The sequence below is a fragment of the Streptomyces sp. NPDC050422 genome (genome assembly GCF_044458665.1).
In the GTDB taxonomy this organism is placed as follows: Bacteria; Actinomycetota; Actinomycetes; order Streptomycetales; family Streptomycetaceae; genus Streptomyces.
The window spans coordinates 119,756-135,938 of the sequence record NZ_JBITIE010000019.1 but is presented as its reverse complement, the minus strand read 5'-3'; the positions used below and the strand labels follow the sequence as shown (position 1 = coordinate 135,938).

14 protein-coding genes are annotated in these 16,183 nt (G+C 71.2%); 5 read left to right on the top strand and 9 right to left on the bottom strand.

Annotated features, from left to right (window positions below; all coding sequences use genetic code 11):
• Positions 1-66 precede the first annotated feature (66 nt).
• Positions 67-1,473: a glycoside hydrolase family 5 protein gene (locus ACIBJG_RS28605; RefSeq protein WP_399311698.1), complete on the bottom strand. Its 1,407-nt coding sequence runs from the start codon at positions 1,471-1,473 to the stop codon at positions 67-69.
• Positions 1,474-1,844: 371 nt separating this feature from the next.
• On the opposite strand from ACIBJG_RS28605, the gene ACIBJG_RS28600 reads away from it, so the two are divergent.
• Positions 1,845-4,229, top strand: a complete 2,385-nt coding sequence (locus tag ACIBJG_RS28600) for a discoidin domain-containing protein (protein WP_399311696.1) — start codon at positions 1,845-1,847, stop codon at positions 4,227-4,229.
• Positions 4,230-4,295: 66 nt separating this feature from the next.
• On the opposite strand, the gene ACIBJG_RS28595 is transcribed toward ACIBJG_RS28600, so the two are convergent.
• From ACIBJG_RS28595 to ACIBJG_RS28575, 5 genes are read right to left on the bottom strand one after another with little or no spacing between them, the layout of a single operon-like run.
• Positions 4,296-5,546 (bottom strand): ABC transporter substrate-binding protein, encoded by a 1,251-nt coding sequence (locus tag ACIBJG_RS28595; protein ID WP_399311694.1) that lies wholly within the window; start codon positions 5,544-5,546, stop codon positions 4,296-4,298.
• Positions 5,543-6,664, bottom strand: a complete 1,122-nt coding sequence (locus tag ACIBJG_RS28590; protein WP_399311692.1) for a branched-chain amino acid ABC transporter permease — start codon at positions 6,662-6,664, stop codon at positions 5,543-5,545. The genes ACIBJG_RS28595 and ACIBJG_RS28590 overlap by 4 nt, the downstream gene beginning before the upstream one ends.
• A complete protein-coding gene (locus tag ACIBJG_RS28585) occupies positions 6,657-7,547 on the bottom strand; it encodes a branched-chain amino acid ABC transporter permease (RefSeq protein WP_399311690.1) in 891 nt (296 codons plus the stop codon). Before ACIBJG_RS28585 ends, ACIBJG_RS28590 begins: the two co-directional genes overlap by 8 nt.
• Positions 7,544-8,332, bottom strand: a complete 789-nt coding sequence (locus ACIBJG_RS28580) for an ABC transporter ATP-binding protein (RefSeq protein ID WP_399311689.1) — start codon at positions 8,330-8,332, stop codon at positions 7,544-7,546. Before ACIBJG_RS28580 ends, ACIBJG_RS28585 begins: the two co-directional genes overlap by 4 nt.
• Positions 8,329-9,126 carry an ABC transporter ATP-binding protein gene (locus ACIBJG_RS28575; protein ID WP_399311687.1) on the bottom strand — a complete coding sequence of 266 codons (798 nt, stop codon included), beginning with the start codon at positions 9,124-9,126 and terminating at the stop codon, positions 8,329-8,331. The genes ACIBJG_RS28580 and ACIBJG_RS28575 overlap by 4 nt, the downstream gene beginning before the upstream one ends.
• A gap of 342 nt (positions 9,127-9,468) precedes the next feature.
• Between ACIBJG_RS28575 and ACIBJG_RS28570 the strand changes: the two genes are divergently transcribed.
• On the top strand, positions 9,469-10,194 hold the full coding sequence (locus ACIBJG_RS28570) for a PucR family transcriptional regulator (RefSeq protein WP_399311685.1): 726 nt from the start codon (positions 9,469-9,471) through the stop codon (positions 10,192-10,194).
• 57 nt (positions 10,195-10,251) lie between these two features.
• Here ACIBJG_RS28570 and ACIBJG_RS28565 read toward each other — a convergent pair whose 3' ends face one another.
• The gene (locus ACIBJG_RS28565; RefSeq protein ID WP_399311683.1) at positions 10,252-11,367 is read right to left on the bottom strand and encodes a glycerate kinase; all 1,116 of its coding nucleotides are present in this window, start codon (positions 11,365-11,367) and stop codon (positions 10,252-10,254) included.
• 130 nt (positions 11,368-11,497) lie between these two features.
• Between ACIBJG_RS28565 and ACIBJG_RS28560 the strand changes: the two genes are divergently transcribed.
• From ACIBJG_RS28560 to ACIBJG_RS28550, 3 genes are all read left to right on the top strand, one after another.
• Positions 11,498-11,989, top strand: coding sequence for an NUDIX domain-containing protein (locus tag ACIBJG_RS28560; protein WP_399311681.1), 492 nt, complete (start codon positions 11,498-11,500; stop codon positions 11,987-11,989).
• Between the two features lie 292 nt (positions 11,990-12,281).
• A complete protein-coding gene (locus ACIBJG_RS28555) occupies positions 12,282-13,031 on the top strand; it encodes an SIR2 family NAD-dependent protein deacylase (RefSeq protein WP_399311679.1) in 750 nt (249 codons plus the stop codon).
• Positions 13,032-13,360: 329 nt separating this feature from the next.
• On the top strand, positions 13,361-13,945 hold the full coding sequence (locus tag ACIBJG_RS28550; RefSeq protein ID WP_399311677.1) for a TMEM165/GDT1 family protein: 585 nt from the start codon (positions 13,361-13,363) through the stop codon (positions 13,943-13,945).
• A 60-nt stretch (positions 13,946-14,005) separates the two neighbouring features.
• On the opposite strand, the gene ACIBJG_RS28545 is transcribed toward ACIBJG_RS28550, so the two are convergent.
• The gene (locus ACIBJG_RS28545; protein WP_399311675.1) at positions 14,006-14,560 is read right to left on the bottom strand and encodes a methylated-DNA--[protein]-cysteine S-methyltransferase; all 555 of its coding nucleotides are present in this window, start codon (positions 14,558-14,560) and stop codon (positions 14,006-14,008) included.
• Positions 14,557-16,044 (bottom strand): AlkA N-terminal domain-containing protein, encoded by a 1,488-nt coding sequence (locus tag ACIBJG_RS28540; RefSeq protein ID WP_399311673.1) that lies wholly within the window; start codon positions 16,042-16,044, stop codon positions 14,557-14,559. Before ACIBJG_RS28540 ends, ACIBJG_RS28545 begins: the two co-directional genes overlap by 4 nt.
• Positions 16,045-16,183: the final 139 nt, after the last annotated feature.

The following is a 16,183-nucleotide window of genomic DNA, read 5'->3' as shown; positions in this document are numbered from 1 at the left end:
ATGCTCCCCAGCATCCGGGCCCTCGTGCGTGACCGCGCCACGGGCGCGCACCCGGGGCCCCGCATCTCAGCCGGAGCCGTACAGGTCCGTGAGACTGATGCCGGTGGTGCTGCCCGCGCCGCCGAGCGGAGTCTGGTGGTCCAGGCTCACGAAGGCGCCGCCCTCCTGCCACAGGGCCGGCTCCAGCAGGGCGTACTTCGCCTCGTCCCAGGTGGCCCAGTCGTAGCCGAGCAGGCCGCCGGTGTCGCCCGAATTCGGGTTGAGGCACCAGAACGTCTGGCTGATCCGGTTCTCCACGCTGACGTCACGCAGCGCGGTCATCCACTTCTCGTTGGGCCCGTCGTCCAGGTAGCCGCCCCACTCGCCGATCAGCAGGGGCGCCGCGCCGCTCTTGTGGAGGTAGAGCCAGTTCGGGTCCCAGACGTCCCGCTCCAGCGTCGTACGGCTCCACTCGCCCTGGAACCAGGGCTGAGCGAAGACGAGCAGTCCGTAGTCGTGCGGGGAGTAGACGAGCTGGTCCTGCTGGGCCCCGAGGTCGACGGGGTGCTCCGCCGCGCCGCGCAGATTGCCGCCCCACCAGTCGTTGTAGTAGTCCGCCGGGTCGGTGGAGGACCAGTCCGTTCCGTCCCGCGGGTAGACCTCGATCCCCTCGCAGAGGATCAGTACGTGCGGGTTGATCGCGAGAATTCGCTTGCCCGCCGTCTCGCAGGCGTACTTGAAATTGTCCTGGTCGGTGGAGCCGTCCCACTTCGCGCGGGGGCTGTCACCCTGCTTGCCGTGCGGCTCGTTCTTGATGTCCATCGCCACCAGCGTGTCGTCGGACTTGTAGCGGTCGGTCACCCACTCCCATGCCGTGTAGAACTGCTCGGTGGTGATCGATCCCTTCCACCAGACGGGGTGGATGTGTCCGGCATTGTCCGCCTCGGCGCTGTGTACGTCGAGCATGACCTTGATGCCGTACTTCTTCGCCACATCGAGAAAGGCGTCGAATACCTGAAGGCTCGTCTTGTCCTTCAGCTCCGGATTCGCCCAGGAATTGACCGCACTGGGGACGGTCGCCTGTCCGTTCTTCCATTCCAGGAGGAGCTGGGTGGAGATCGGCACCCGGACGATATTGATGCCCCGTTCCGCCATCTGACGCGTGAGGGTGTCCAGATTGGCCGACCAGAGGCCGTGGAAGACCCGCTCGGTGGCATTGAATCCGAACCAGTTGACGCCGGTCAGCCAGACGTCGTGACCGTTCTCGTCGACGATCCGATTGCCGTCGGTGTGCAGCCAGTCCGTGCCGGTCGCAGCTTCGGTACGGGATTCCGCCCGGGGTTCCGTTTGCGCCCCCGCCCCGGCTTGTGCGGACACCCTGCCGGCAGGATGTACCGGCTGCGCGGCGGCCGTTCCCGATAAGGCGAACAGCATGACGGCGGCCAGCCCCGCGGCCGCCCATGTTCCCTTTCGCCCACGTCTGAAGGACTTCATTCGTTTTCACCTTTCGGGTGAAGAGCAAGAAATTGTGGGAGCGCTCCCAAGCATGAAGCCAGCACACCGGCGCACTGTCAATGGGTCACGGCGACATCCACGGCGATCCGGCGGGCGGGAGACCCCGGTCCTTCATGCCGGGGACGCCTTCCGCACCCCCGCCGGCTCACGGCAGGCGGGCGGCGCCCACGATCCCACCGGCGGCACCGGCCCCACCAACCCGCCCAGAACACCAGATTCCCACAGTGTTTCGTCGCAATTTTGAGTACTCAAGACAGAATCTTGCGCAGCAGCGTGGACTTCCTTGCGTCGCTCCTCCTAGCCTGTGGGGCGTCCGAAGAGCCCCCACGAGCCGCAAGGACGACTGAGACGTGACCTCACCACCCCGAAGCCAGTTGCTCAGACGATCCATATCCGCCTCTCTCTCGCTGGCGATCGCCGCGTTCACCGCCGCTGCCGCCGTAGTCCTGTCCAGCGCGCCGCCCGCCCAGGCAGCGGGGGTCCCCGCCCCCTCCCCACTGGCGGTCCCCGGTCGCGGCGCGACCGTTCCGTTCAAGGAGCAGGAAGCCGAGTACGCCGCCACCAACGGCACCCTGATCGGCCCGAACCGCCTGTACGGCACGCTTCCCTCCGAAGCGTCGGGCCGGCAGGCCGTGACCCTGGACGCGGTCGGTGAGTACGTGGAGTTCACGCTCACCGCACCCGCGAACGCCATGTCCTTCCGGTACTCGCTGCCGGACAACGCCGCCGGATCGGGCCGGGACGCCTCGATCGACGTGACGGTGAACGGCGCCTCGCCCAAGGCGGTGCCTGTCACCTCGAAGTACGGCTGGTACTACGGCGGCTACCCGTTCAACAACAATCCGGGCGACACCAACCCGCACCACTTCTACGACGAGGCCCGGACCATGTTCGGATCGACCCTCGCGGCCGGTACGAAGGTCCGGTTGCAGGTCACGTCCACCGCCGCCTCACCGTCGTTCACCATCGACCTGGCGGACTTCGAGCAGGTGGCCGCGCCGACCGTCAAGCCCTCGGGCGCCCTTGACGTCGTCGCCGACTTCGGCGCCGACCCGACCGGGGCCGCCGACTCGACCGCCAAGATCCAGGCGGCCGTGAACGCGGGCAAGGCGCAGGGCAAGGAGGTCTACATCCCGCAGGGCACCTTCCAGGTCCGCGACCACATCGTCGTGGACAAGGTGACGCTGCGCGGCGCCGGTCCCTGGTACTCCGTCCTGACCGGGCGGGACCCCTCGAACCGGAGCAAGGGCGTCGGCGTCTACGGCAAGTACGCCGGGGAGGGCGGCAGCAGCAACGTCACACTCAAGGACTTCGCCATCATCGGCGACATCCGTGAGCGCGAGGACAACGACCAGGTCAACGCCATCGGCGGGGCGCTGTCCGACTCGACCGTCGACAACGTCTGGATGCAGCACACCAAGTGCGGCGCCTGGATGGACGGCCCGATGGACAACTTCACCATCAAGAACAGCCGCATCCTGGACCAGACCGCGGACGGCGTGAACTTCCACTACGGCGTCACGAACTCCACGGTCACCAACACCTTCGTCCGCAACACCGGTGACGACGGTCTGGCGATGTGGGCGGAGAACGTCCCGAACGTGAAGAACAAGTTCACGTTCAACACCGTGATCCTGCCGATCCTCGCCAACAACATCGTCACGTACGGCGGCAAGGACATCACCATCTCCGACAACGTCATGTCGGACACCATCACCAACGGCGGCGGCCTGCACATCGCCAACCGCTACCCCGGTGTCAACTCCGGTCAGGGCACAGCCGTCTCCGGTACGACCACGGCAGCGCGCAACACCCTGATCCGTACCGGGAACAACGACTACAACTGGCAGTTCGGCGTCGGCGCGATCTGGTTCAGCGGGCTCAACGAGCCGATCAACGCCACGGTCAACATCTCCGACACCGAGATCCTGGACAGCTCCTACGCCGCGATCCACCTCATCGAAGGTGCGACGAACGGGCTGCACTTCGACCACATCAGGATCGACGGCGCCGGCACCTACGCCCTCCAGATCCAGGCACCGGGCACGGCCACCTTCACCGATGTCGTTGCCACGCACATCGCCCAGTCCAACCCCATCCACAACTGCGTGGGCAGCGGCTTCCAGATCACCCGGGGCGCCGGCAACTCCGGCTGGTACGCCGATCCGCCGGCCTGCACCGGCACCTGGCCTGCCCCGGTGTGGACCAACGGCGGGGTGCCGGGCGGCGGCAGCGGCCCGACGGACCCGCCCACCGACCCGCCGACCGACCCGACCGACCCGCCCACGGACCCTCCCACCGATCCGCCGGCCGAGACGGGGAACCTCGCCCAGGGCCGTAACGTCACCGAGTCCGGCCACGCGGACGTGTACGGCGCGTCCAACGCCGTGGACGGCAACGCGAACACCTACTGGGAGAGCACCAACCACGCCTTCCCGCAGACCATCACCGTGGACCTCGGCGCGGCCAAGGCGGTCAAGCGCCTGGTCCTGAAGCTTCCCCCGGCGGCCGCCTGGTCCACCCGCACACAGACGCTGAGCGTGTCCGGCAGCGCCGACAACAGCAACTTCAACTCGCTCAAGGCCTCGGCGGGTTACACCTTCGATCCGTCGAGCGGGAATCAGGCGACCGTCACCCTGCCCGGCACCTCGTCCCGCTATCTGCGGCTGACGTTCACCGGCAACACCGGCTGGCCGGCTGCACAGCTCTCGGAACTGGAGGCCTATTCCAGCTGATCCGGACACACTCGCGGGGCGGCACGCATCACGCGTGCCGCCCCGCGGGCCTTGTGCCGCTGCCGTCTACTTCAGCGTGAAGGACTTCGCCGCCGCTGCCGCCTGCGCGGGCCTGACGACCTTGAGGCCGCCGGGGGTCTTGGCGTCCGGCTTCATGATCACGCTCTCCCGGGTGGAGGGCGCCGCCGGGTCGGAGAAGTTGTGCGGCATCCCGAAGTCGCTGCCGAAGTCCGTGATGGTGAGCAGCGCCTTGTCGATGCCCTCACGGGTGAGGTCCTTCGAGGCGCAGGCCTTCTTCAGCGCCTCGCCGAACAGGCTCGCCGCGTTGTAGCCCGCGATGACGCCGTTGTCGAGTCCGTCCTTCGGGTACTCGGCGCCGTACTCCTTGGCGAGCTTCGCCGGCCCGGCTCCGGGGTCGCCGATCGGCAGGGTGGACGCGGCGACGTAGTAGTCGGCCTCCAGGGCCGGACCCGCCTGGGTCTTCAGCAACTGGGGGGCGAACGCCGAGTTGTTGCCGACGACCGGGACCTTGAAGCCGGTGGCTGCGGCGACGCCGACCAGTGAGGCCGCCTGACGCGGGCCGGCGCTGACGATGACGGCCTTGACGCCGGCCTGTTTGAGCGCGGAGACCTGGGCGGTCATGTCGTTGTCGGTGGGCTTGATCTTCTGCTCGACGACGGTGAGGCCCGCCTCCTTCGCCGCGTACTTCGAGCCGGCCAGGGCGTTCTCGCCGTAGTCGCCCTCGAAGTAGACGTGACCGATCTTGTCGCCCTTGGCGATGCGCTTCTCGGCGAGCAGGTAGTCGATCAGGTTGATCGTCTCGACGTCGTACGTGGCGCCGATGACGCGGACGTACTTGCTGCCGAGCAGATTGGCCGACCATGCCTGCGGCAGGACGAGTCCCTTGTCCTGGCCGTCGATGCGCTGCTCGACGGCGGCCACGAACGGCGAACCGATGAACTGGGTGAAGCCCAGCACCTTCGGCTCCAGTTCGGTGTATCCCGCGATGGCCTTCTGCGGGTCGTATCCGTGGTCGCGCACGGTCAGTTCGACCTTGCGCTCGCAGATGCCGCCGGCGGCGTTGGTCTGCTTGACCCAGAGCTGCTGGGCCTGGGTGACGCTCTTGCCGAGCGAGGCGTAGACCCCGGTCATGTCGGTGAGCGCGCCCAGTGAGATCGTCGAGTCGGTGACGCCCTCGCCGGTCTTCACACCGCCCTTGTCCTGAGTTCCCCCGTCGGAGGACTTGGCCTTCTCGCTGCAGCCCACGAGGGTGAGGGTGAGGGCCGCGCACACGGCCCCGAGCACACGCAGTTTCATTTCTTCTCTCCCGAGTTCTTCATCAGACGTGTCAGGCCGCCAGGCAGGAACAGAACAGCCGCGACCACCGCGGCGCCGTACAGGTAGCGCGATGCCTCGCCCGGAGCCAGACCGCCCGTACCGGGGGCGGAGACCAGGGGCAGGGAATCGCTGTAGTGGGTGAGCAGCTGCGGCAGCAGCGAGACGAACGCGGCCCCGACGACCGCTCCCGCCACGGTGCCGAGCCCGCCGATGACGATCATGGCGAGGTATTCGAGGGACAGGACCATGCCGAAGTACTCGGGCACGGTCCGCTGGAAGACCAGCGCGAGCAGGACACCCGCCAGTCCGGCGTACATCGAGGACAGGACGAAGACACCCGCCCGGTAGCGGGCGACGGGCACGCCCATCACTCCTGCCGCGATGCGGTGGTCGCGGATGGCGTTGAGCGCCCTGCCCGGCCGGCCGCGCAGCACACCGCGGGCGAACAGGCCGCTCAGGAGCAGGGCGAGCAGCGCCGCGTACCAGAGCTTCTCGGAGGACTGGAACGGCACTGCGGCCACCATGACCTCGGTGTCGTCGAAGTCGAAGCCGAAGAGCGAGAGCGGCGGCACGGCACGGCCGTTGAAGCCGCCGGTGAGGGAGCCCGCGTTGAACAGCACGTGCTGGCCGATGAAGATCAGCGCCAGGGTCGCGATGCCGAGATAGGCGCCGCGCAGCCGGCTCGCGATGGGGCTGAACAGTCCGCCGGCGACTCCGGCGAGGAGCACGGCGAGCACGGCGGCGAGCCAGCTGGGCAGGCCGAGTCCGGAGAGCTCGTGCCCGTTCTCCGTGCTGCTCTCCCCCGCCAGGACGCAGTAGCCGTACGCGCCCACGGCGAGGAAGAAGGCGTGCCCCATGGAGAGCTGGCCGGTGGCGCCGGTGAGGAGGTTGAGCCCGATGGCGCCGATGGCGGCGGCCATGGCGAAGAGTCCGGCCTGCAGCCAGAAGCGGTCCAGGTAGAACGGGAACGCGAGCAGCAGTACCGAGCCGACGGCCCAGAGGTAGGTACGCGGGTGGCGCAGCCGGGCGGCGAGGGCCTCGGACGGGGTGGTGAGCCGGGCTCCCGCGGCGGTTTCGGTGGTCGTGGTCTCAGACACGGGCGAGCTCCTTCGTACCGAAGAGTCCCGCGGGCCGCAGGAGCAGCACGAGCACCATCACCAGGTAGGGGGCGAGGTCGCCGATGCCGCGGCCCAGGAAGGAGAGGTCGCTCTGGTAGCCGGTGGCGAGCGATTCGGTGACGCCGACGATGAGTCCCCCGGCGAGGGCCCCGGTCGTCGAGTCGAGTCCGCCGAGGATCGCGGCGGGGAAGGCCTTGAGTGCGGCCAGGGAGGTCGCCCGTTCCAGTCCCGGTGTGGGGAAGACGGTGAGGAAGAGCGCGGCCACCGCGGCGAGTGCTCCCGCCACCGCCCAGGCGGCGAGGGAGACCCGGCCGAGCTTGATGCCCATCAGGGCCGCGGTCTGCGGGTTCTCGGCGGCCGCCCGCATCGACACGCCCCAGGAGGTGAAGCGGAAGGCGAGCAGGAACACCGTGATGAGCAGACCGGCGGCGAGGAACGCGGCGATCCGGGTCTCGGCGAGAGTGACGCCGCCGATGGTGACGACGTCGTCGCCCCACGGGTCGCCGAGCGCGAGCACCTCCGTGCCCATGCGCCGGGTCAGTTCGGTGGTGAGGAGGATGTCGACGCCGATGGTGACGATCGCCAGGACGCTGTGGTCGCTGCCCCGGTAGCGGCGCATCACCAGGAACTCGACGGCCGCTCCGACGACGGCCGCGCCCGCTATGCCGACGGCGAGCGCGGGCCAGAAGCCGATGTCGTCGTGGAGGACGGCGGTCACGTAGCCGCCCGCGAGCAGCAGAGAGGCGTGGGCGAAGTTGACGACCTCGGTGGCCTTGAAGATGACGACGAAGCCGAGCGCGATCAATGCGTAGACGGAGCCGATGGAGAGGCCACCGAGGAGGAGTTCGATGAAGGTGGTCATTCCTGTGCCCCCAAGTAGGCCTGGACGACGGCCGGATCGTTCTGGACCTCGGCGGGGGTGCCGCCGGAGATCCTGCGCCCGAAGTCGAGTACGGTCACGGCGTCCGCGAGCCGCATCACCACTCCCATGTCGTGTTCGACGAGCACGATCGAGATGCCGAGGCTGTCGCGCACCCCGGCGACGACCGCGGCGGTGCGCCGCCGCTCGTCGGCGGTCATCCCGGCGACCGGTTCGTCCAGAAGGAGGACCTGCGGCTCCATGCAGAGCGCGCGGCCGAGCTCGACGAGCTTCTGCTGCCCGTACGGGAGCGCCCCGGCCGGCCGGTCCAACTCCTTCTCCAGCCCGATGAATTCGGCGATCTCGCGGACCCGGTCCAGATGGCGGCGGGCCTCGCGGGCGGCGGACGGCAGGCGCAGTCCGCTGGCGAGGAACCCGGCGCGGGTGAGCCGGTGCCGGCCGAGGAGCAGGCTGTCGGTGACAGTGGCGTGCGGGGGCAGCGCCAGGTTCTGGAAGGTACGGGCGACGCCGAGCGCGGCGATCCTGTGCGGGGCGAGCCCGGTGAGTTCCGTCGTGCCGAGGTGGACGCTGCCGGAGGTCGCCCGGTACACCCCGGACAGCACGTTGAAGGTGGTCGACTTCCCTGCCCCGTTGGGCCCGATGACGGCGTGTACGCTGCCGGGCTCCACGGTGAAGGAGACGCCGTCGAGGGCGGTGAGCCCGGCGAAGCGGACGGTGACGTCGCGGACGGCGAGTGCGGCCGGAGCCGTTTCCTGGACAACGGTCACGCGGACCACCTGCTCAGCGTGCGTACGGCCCCGGAGGCCCGGCCCGCGTCCTCGGCGGCCGTCTCGTCGACGACGCCCAGGTAGCGGCGGCGCACCTCGTCGGAGGCGGCGAGTTCGTCGGCCGGCCCCTCCAGAGTGACCTCGCCGACCTCCAGGACGTAGGCCGTGGAGGCGAGCCGCAGGGCGATCGCGGCGTTCTGCTCGACGAGCAGGACGGAGGTGCCCGACGCGTTGATCTCCTGCACCGTCTCGGCGATGCGCTGCGCCATCAACGGGGCCAGTCCCAGGGAGGGTTCGTCGAGCAGCAGCAGCCGGGGCCGGGCCATCAGGGCCCGCCCCATCGCCAGCATCTGCTGTTCGCCGCCCGACAGCAGGCCGGCGCGCTGGTGCGCGCGCTGGGCCAGTACCGGGAACAGTTCGTGTACGCGGGTCAGTGCGGCCGCCGACGCCTTGCGGCCGCCGCGGGCCCCGAGGGCGCCCGCCCGCAGGTTGTCTGCCACCGTCATGCGGGCGAACACCTGTCGTCCCTCGGGCACCTGGACCACTCCGGCGGCCACCACCTGGGCGGCGCGCAGCCCGTCCAGGGGGCGGCCGTCGAAGCGGACGGTGCCCGTACCCGTCCCGCGGTGGAAGCCGAGGGTCCGCGAGATGGCCCGCAGCAGCGTGGTCTTCCCGGCCCCGTTGCCGCCGAGTACGGCGGTGATCGCGCCGGCCGGCACATCGAGGGAGACGTCGCGCAGGGATCGTACGGGGCCGTAGCCCACGGACAGTGCGCGGATCTCGAGCGTTGCCATGCGTCCTCCTCCTTCCGCCTTGTCTTGGAATCGACGCGTCGATTCGCGTGGTGCGCAGGGGTCGCGGCCCGGCCGTGGCCGGCGCTTTACGCCTGTGCCTGCCGGTGCCTGCTCGTGCCTGCCCCTGTGTCTCTGTGGGGCCACAGACCAGCAGCGGACGGCCCGCGCGTCCACGGTCACCGGCCGAAACGCTGCGGGTGCCCCGTGCGGAGGGCCGCCGGTTGTGCACGCGCACAGAGGCGGGGTGTGCCCTGTCGCCCCGGACCCGGACCGGTGCCATCCTCACGACGGCGGTCCGGTGGAGCGGGCGGCTCCCAGAGGCGTGCGGAGAACGGAGCGGGCATGCGGCAGCGCGGGGACGAGCGGGGGTGGGCGCTGCTCGACGCGCTGCTGGACGACGAGAGCGGGCATGACCTCGCGGCGCTCGCCGGTGCGGTGCTGGGGCTGCCGGAGCGGGGTCGCTACGCGGTGGCGGTGGTCCCGGCGCGTGGGGGCATCCCGCACCGCCCGGCCGGCGCGCACGGGATGCGGTTCCTGTGGCGGTCTCGGCCGGACCGGGAGATCGCGGTGGTGGCGCTGGGGGATGCGGAACCGGCGGCCGTCGCCGCGCTGTTGTCGGAGGGGGGTCCTGGCCCCGGTGGGGTCAGTCCGGTGGTGGACGGCCTGTCCGCCCTGGGCGCGGCCCGCAGGCTGGCCGATGCGGCGCTGCTGACGTGCGGGCCGGGCGGCGAGCGTGTCGTCTGCCTGGACGGCCGGGTCCCCGGGGCCCTCGTGGCGGGCCAGCCGGCCCTCGCGGCCCACCTGGCCACGGATGTCTTCGGCGCGCTCCTGGCCCGGGACCCGGCGGACCGGGCCCTGCTGGTGTCGACGCTGGACGCGTGGCTGGAGTGCGGGGGGTCGGCGGGGCGTACGGCGGTGCGGCTGTGCTGCCACCGGAACACGGTGCTGAACCGTTTGCGGCGGCTGGAGGCGCTGACGTCACGCTCACTGTCGCGGCCGCGCGAGCTGGTGGAACTGATGCTGGCCCTGGAGGCGGTCCGGCTGAGTGCGAGCCCCTCCGGCGATTGAGGAGCGGGGGTACGGGGGCGGAGCCCCCGGAAAGGCCCCCGCCCCCGTCACCTCACCTCAGCGCAGGAAGTCCCGTGCGATGGACTCCGCCACCCGCTCCAGGAGCGGACCGGCCTCGGCCATGCAGACCGCCGGGTCCGGCTCCAGCTCCGTGAGCGCGTACGCGCGGCGGATGCCCGCACCGCCCAGGGCCTCCGGGGTCAGCGCCAGACGGCCGCAGACCGCGACGACCTCGATGCCCGCCGCGCGCGCCGCCGCGGCGACGCCGGCCGGGGCCTTGCCGTGCAGGGTCTGTGCGTCGAGGGAGCCCTCGCCGGTGACGACCAGCGTCGCCCGGGCCAGCGCGGGAGCGAAGCCGAGGACGTCGAGCATCACCTCGATCCCGGGCCGGAACCGCGCACCGAGCCCGACGAGCGCCCCGTACCCGATACCGCCCGCCGCACCGGCACCCGGCAGCTGTGCCTGCTCCGGCCCCAGCACGGAGGCGTAGTGGGCGAGTGCCGCGTCGAGCACCGCGACGTCGTCCTCGGTCGCGCCCTTCTGTCGGCCGTACACCTCCGGCGCGCCGGTGGGCCCGGTGAGCGGATTGTCGACGTCGCTCGCGAGGATCAGGTCGACCTCGCCGAGCCGTGGGTCTAGCCCGGACAGGTCGGCCGCGGCCAGATCGGCGAGGCCACCGCCCCCGGGGCCGACGGGCTTGCCGTCCGCGTCCAGGAACCGTGCGCCGAGCGCGGCCAGCATGCCCGCCCCACCGTCCGTGGTCGCGCTGCCTCCGACGCCGAACACGATGGTCCGCGCGCCCGCTTCGAGCGCGGCGAGCAGCAGCTCACCCGAGCCGTACGTGGTGGCCGTGAGCGGGGCGAACACGCCCGCAGGCAGATGCTGGAGGCCCGAGGCCTCGGCCATCTCGACCACCGCGGTGGTCTCGCGCACCGCGTAGGCGGCAGTCACTGGGTCGCCCAGCGGCCCGGTCACCCGCGCCTCGCGGCGTTCGAATCCGGCGGCCACCGCGGCCGCCACCGTGCCGTCGCCGCCGTCCGCCACGGGCAGGGTCTCGACCTGCACCCCGGGGACGACGCGCCGCAGTCCGGCCGTCACCCGCTCCGCGACCTGTACCGCCGTGAGCGAGCCCTTGAACTTGTCCGCCGCGACGAGCACGCGTGCGGTCTTCATCACTGCTCCGTCCGTCACCTTGATTCCCTTTGCTTTCGAACAGGCAGTCGCGCCGCCCCGACCCTATCCGCCGCACCCCCTCCCTGCCCATGGGTGTCCGTGCCCTGGACCCGGCCACTACGCTGCCGTCGTGACCACGAATGATTACGCCGCGTACATCGCCGGTCTCCCGAAGGTCCTGGCCGGTGCGGCCTGCATCTTCCGTGACGGCCAGGGGCGGGTGCTGCTCGTCGAACCGAACTACCGGGAGGGCTGGACGCTCCCGGGCGGCACCATCGAGTCGGCGGACGGCGAGTCCCCGCGGCAGGGGGCGCGGCGCGAGTCGGCGGAGGAGATCGGCCTCGATCTGGAGCCCGGCCGGCTGCTCGCGGTGGATTGGACGCGTGGCACCGCGCGGCCGCCGATCGTGGCCTATGTGTACGACGGCGGGGTGCTGGACGAGGAGCAGCTGAAGGCGGTCCGGCTCCAGGAGGAGGAGCTCCTGTCGTGGAGGCTCGTCGAGACCGCGGAGATCGACGGGTACCTGCTCGGGGCGCTGCGCGGGCGTGTGCGTGCGGCGCTGGACGCGCTGGAGTCCGGCCTGGGCCCCGTAGAGCTGGAGGACGGCAGCCCCGTCGGCTGACGGGCCGGCTCCGGGCCGCCGGTCAGCCCTGCCGGTCCTGCGGTGCCTGATTCCGTCCTCGTGCTCGGTCTCCTCGCGCGCTGCCGCCCGCGCCTCGGGGCGGTGGCCGCGCGCGATGTGGTCACGTACGACGCGTTCGATCGCGTCCTGGGGGCTGCCGACGCCGGCCGGCACCGTCACCTCGACCACGAGTGTCGCGTCCGGACCGACCGATACCATCGCCGTGGCGGGGACGTCAGCAGCCCTGGATATCGCCTCGCGAGGTGCGGCGGACGGTGCGTACGCTCCCCGCATGACACTCGTGGCGATCCTCAGTGGCGCCGGCATCTCCACGGACTCCGGCATCCCCGACTACCGCGGGCCGAACGGCCTCTGGCGCAAGGACCCGGAGGCCGAGAAGCTCGTCCGGTACGACCTGTACATGGCCGATCCGGAGATCCGCCGCCGCTCCTGGCAGATGCGGCTCACGACCGCGGCGTGGAACGCCGAGCCGAACGCGGCCCACCGGGCGGTGGCCGGCCTGGAGCGGTCCGGTATCGCCGTACGGGTGATCACGCAGAACGTGGACGGTCTGCACCAGGCGGCCGGTCTCTCCGCGCGCAAGGTCCTCGAACTGCACGGCACCGCACGCCAGGTGGTGTGCACCCGTTGTCACGCCCGATCGACGATGGCCGAGGCCCTGGCCAGGGTCCAGGGCGGGGAGCCTGATCCGCCGTGCGCCACGTGCGGCGGGATCCTCAAGGCGGCCACGGTCATGTTCGGCGAACGGCTCGACCCGGTGGTGCTGGGCAACGCGATGGTGGTCGCGAAGGGCTGCGAGGTGTTCATCGCGGTCGGTACGACGCTCCAGGTGCACCCCGCCGCCTCGCTGGCCGGTATCGCGGCGGAGCACGGGGCGCGGCTGATCGTGATGAACGCGGAGCCGACGCCGTACGACGCGCAGGCGCAGGAGACGATCCGGGAGCCGATCGGCACGGCGCTGCCCGCCCTGCTCAAGCGGTTGACGGACGAGGCGGGTTCGGGAGCGGGCGCCGGGACGTGATGTCGGTGGCGCCTGGACGGTCCGGTGCATGACTGCCGCTGCCTCCCTCGGCACCACGCGGGCCTCGTACGACACCGTCGGGGCGTGCGGTAACGTTGACGGCTGCGAAGGGGAGTAGCCCTGCAAACCGGTCGTCGACATACTGGAGCCTCCGGGTTCCCGGTGGCCGGGCTCGTGGATCATGGCGGGCGGGCGAGACCTTCGGTCAGGTATGACACGCCCACGCCCCGTGGGCGGTGCCGTCATGCCGGGCCGAGTGGTCCTCCGAAAAGCCCGAGCGGCACTTCGCGGAAGATCCGGGGCCCGGCTCCTACAGAAAGCCACCCGGAATGCATCTCGACCCCCTGGCGATCATCACCGCTTTCGGGCTGATCTTCCTCGCGGAACTTCCCGACAAGACGATGTTCGCGTCGCTGGCCATGGGCACGCGCATGCGCCCGCTCTACGTCTGGTTCGGCACGTCGTCCGCGTTCATCGTGCATGTCGCCATCGCGGTCGGGGCGGGCGGCCTGCTCGGCCTGCTGCCCGACTGGATCGTCAAGCTCGTCTCGGCCTGCCTCTTCGCCTTCGGCGCGTTCATGCTGCTGCGGGCCGACGCGGGCGACGACGACGAGGAGGGCGGCCCGAAGACGGTCACCGGCTTCTGGCCGGTGTACTCCACCGCCTTCATGGCGGTCTTCATCAGCGAGTGGGGCGACCTCACCCAGATCACCACGGCCAACCTGGCCGCGAGCAACGGCACCTGGTCCACCGCGATCGGATCCGCCGCGGCCCTGATGTCCGTATCGGCGCTGGCGCTGCTCGCGGGGCGGTTCATCGCGAAGCGCGTACCGCTGAAGACCGTCCAGCGCATCGGCGGAGTGTGCATGCTGGGGCTGGCGATCTGGACGGTTGTGGAGATCTTCACCGGCTGACCGGGCCGGTACGGCAGCAGGGCTCCGCGTGTCCGCGCGGAGCCCTGCTGCGTACCGCCCCTAGAAGAGCACGGGAGCGCTGTCGTGCGTACCGTTCTCGAAGGCCAGCAGGCGCTCCTTGCGGTCGAGGCCGCCGCCGTATCCGGTGAGGCTCCCCGAGGCGCCGATCACCCGGTGGCAGGGCACGATGATGCCGACCGGGTTCTTGCCGTTGGCCAGCCCCACAGCGCGCGAGGCGCCGGGCTTGTGGAGGTTCTCGGCCAGTTCCCCGTACGTACGGGTCTCGCCGTACGGGATCCGCTGGAGTTCGGCCCAGACGGAGCGCTGGAACGGGGTGCCCGCGAGACGCAGCGGGAGGTCGAACTCCCGCAGTTCACCGGCGAAGTAGGCGTCCAGTTGCTCGACGGCCTCGTCGAAGGGGCCGGGGTCGGGCTCGCCGAAGGTCTCCTCGGGCGGGCGGTGGCGCTGGTCGGTCATGTAGAGGCCGGCGAGGACCCGGTCGGTGGCGACGAGGGTCAGCGGGCCGTAGGGGCTGTCGATCACGGTGTGCTGCCGGGTCGCGGCAGCGATGTGCGTCCGGGGCGCGGCAGCGGCAGCGATGTGCGTCGTGGTCACGAGGAACTTCCTTGCGCGGGAAGGTGGTTGATGGGGTGGTCGTCGACGGTCCACAGATACTGCACGGCGTAGGCCCGCCAGGGCCGCCAGGCCGCCGCGCACGCGGTGAGCGCCGCCGGGGTCGAAGGCAGGCCGAGTTGCTCGGCGGCCCGGCGGATACCGAGGTCCGTGGGCAGGAAGGCGTCCGGGTCGCCGAGCGCCCGCATGGCGATGACCTCGACGGTCCAGGGGCCGAATCCGGGCAGCGCGTCCAGTTCGGCCCGTGCCTTCTCCCAGTCGCTGTCGGTGCCCAGGCGCAGCGAGCCGTCCGCCAGGGCGCCGACGAGCGTGGTGAGGGTGCGGCGGCGGCTGCGGGGCAGGGCGAGCTGTTCGGGGTCGAGTCCGGCCAGTGCCCGAGGCGTCGGGAAGAGATGGGTGAGGCCGCCCTCCGGGTCGTCCACGGGTGTGCCGTGGGCGGTGACCAGCCGGGCCGCGTGCGTCCGGGCGGCCGCGGTGGACACCTGCTGGCCGAGCACGGCCCGGACGGCGAACTCCGCACCGTCGACGGTCCTCGGCACCCGTCGGCCCGGCCCCTTGTCGACCAGCGGGGCCAGCAGCGGATCGGAGCGCAGTTGCTCGTCGACGGCGACCGGGTCGGCGTCCAGGTCCAGCAGCCAGCGGCACCGGCTGATGGCCAGGGTGAGATCGCGAGGGTCGGTGAGCGAGAGCCGGCAGGCGATGTGGTCGGGGTGCGGGGTGAGGGCGACGATGCCGTGCCCGTGGGGCAGGTCGAGGGTGCGGCGGTAGGCACCGTCGCGCCATTCCTCGACGCCCGGGACGGCCGTCGCGGCGAGGTGGCCGAAGAGGTTGCTGGGGTTGAGCGGGGCGCGGTACGGAAGCCGCAGCGCTATCACACCGGGTGTGGCCGGGGGCCGCGCCGAGCGGGCCGCTCGGCTGCGCAGCTCCCCCGGTGCGAGGGCGAAGACCTCGCGGACGGTGTCGTTGAAGGTGCGGATCGAGGCGAACCCGGCGGCGAACGCCACCTCGGCCATGGGCAGCCCGGTCGTCTCGATGAGCACCCGCGCGGTCTGCGCCCGCTGCGCCCGGGCCAGCGCGAGGGGCCCGGCGCCCAGCTCGGCGAGCAGCTGCCGTTCGATCTGCCGGGCCGAGTAGCCGAGCCGGGTGGCGAGCCCCGGGACGCCCTCCCGGTCGACGACCCCGTCCCGGATGAGGCGCATCGCGCGGGCCACGGAGTCGGCGCGCGCGTTCCACTCGGGCGATCCGGGGCTGGTGTCGGGGCGGCACCGCTTGCAGGCCCGGAACCCGGCCTGCTGGCAGGCTGCGGCACTCGGGTAGAAGGTCATGTTCTCGACCTTGGGCGGCACGACGGGGCAGCTGGGGCGGCAGTAGATCCGGGTGGTCAGGACCGCGGTGAAGAACCAGCCGTCGAACCGGGCGTCCTTGGACTGGACGGCCCGCACGCAGCGCTCGGTGTCGGTGTGCATGGTTCAAGCATGGGCCACCGGCAGGGGCGGGGCTGGCGAGAATCCGACATCAGCCTTGAGCTGCCAGGACCTCCTCGGCCTCCGTCCCGGCAGGCCCCGGGTTGACAGCCGGCGCCCCGGTGAGAGGGTTGAGGAAGCT

Coding starts and splice junctions, on each gene's coding strand:
- ACIBJG_RS28595 (WP_399311694.1), bottom strand. CDS start 5,546: ATGAAACTGCGTGTGCTCGGGGCCGTGTGCGCGGCCCTCACCCTCACC.
- ACIBJG_RS28575 (WP_399311687.1), bottom strand. CDS start 9,126: ATGGCAACGCTCGAGATCCGCGCACTGTCCGTGGGCTACGGCCCCGTA.
- ACIBJG_RS28565 (WP_399311683.1), bottom strand. CDS start 11,367: ATGAAGACCGCACGCGTGCTCGTCGCGGCGGACAAGTTCAAGGGCTCG.
- ACIBJG_RS28585 (WP_399311690.1), bottom strand. CDS start 7,547: ATGACCACCTTCATCGAACTCCTCCTCGGTGGCCTCTCCATCGGCTCC.
- ACIBJG_RS28570 (WP_399311685.1), top strand. CDS start 9,469: ATGCGGCAGCGCGGGGACGAGCGGGGGTGGGCGCTGCTCGACGCGCTG.
- ACIBJG_RS28540 (WP_399311673.1), bottom strand. CDS start 16,044: ATGCACACCGACACCGAGCGCTGCGTGCGGGCCGTCCAGTCCAAGGAC.
- ACIBJG_RS28605 (WP_399311698.1), bottom strand. CDS start 1,473: ATGAAGTCCTTCAGACGTGGGCGAAAGGGAACATGGGCGGCCGCGGGG.
- ACIBJG_RS28550 (WP_399311677.1), top strand. CDS start 13,361: ATGCATCTCGACCCCCTGGCGATCATCACCGCTTTCGGGCTGATCTTC.
- ACIBJG_RS28555 (WP_399311679.1), top strand. CDS start 12,282: ATGACACTCGTGGCGATCCTCAGTGGCGCCGGCATCTCCACGGACTCC.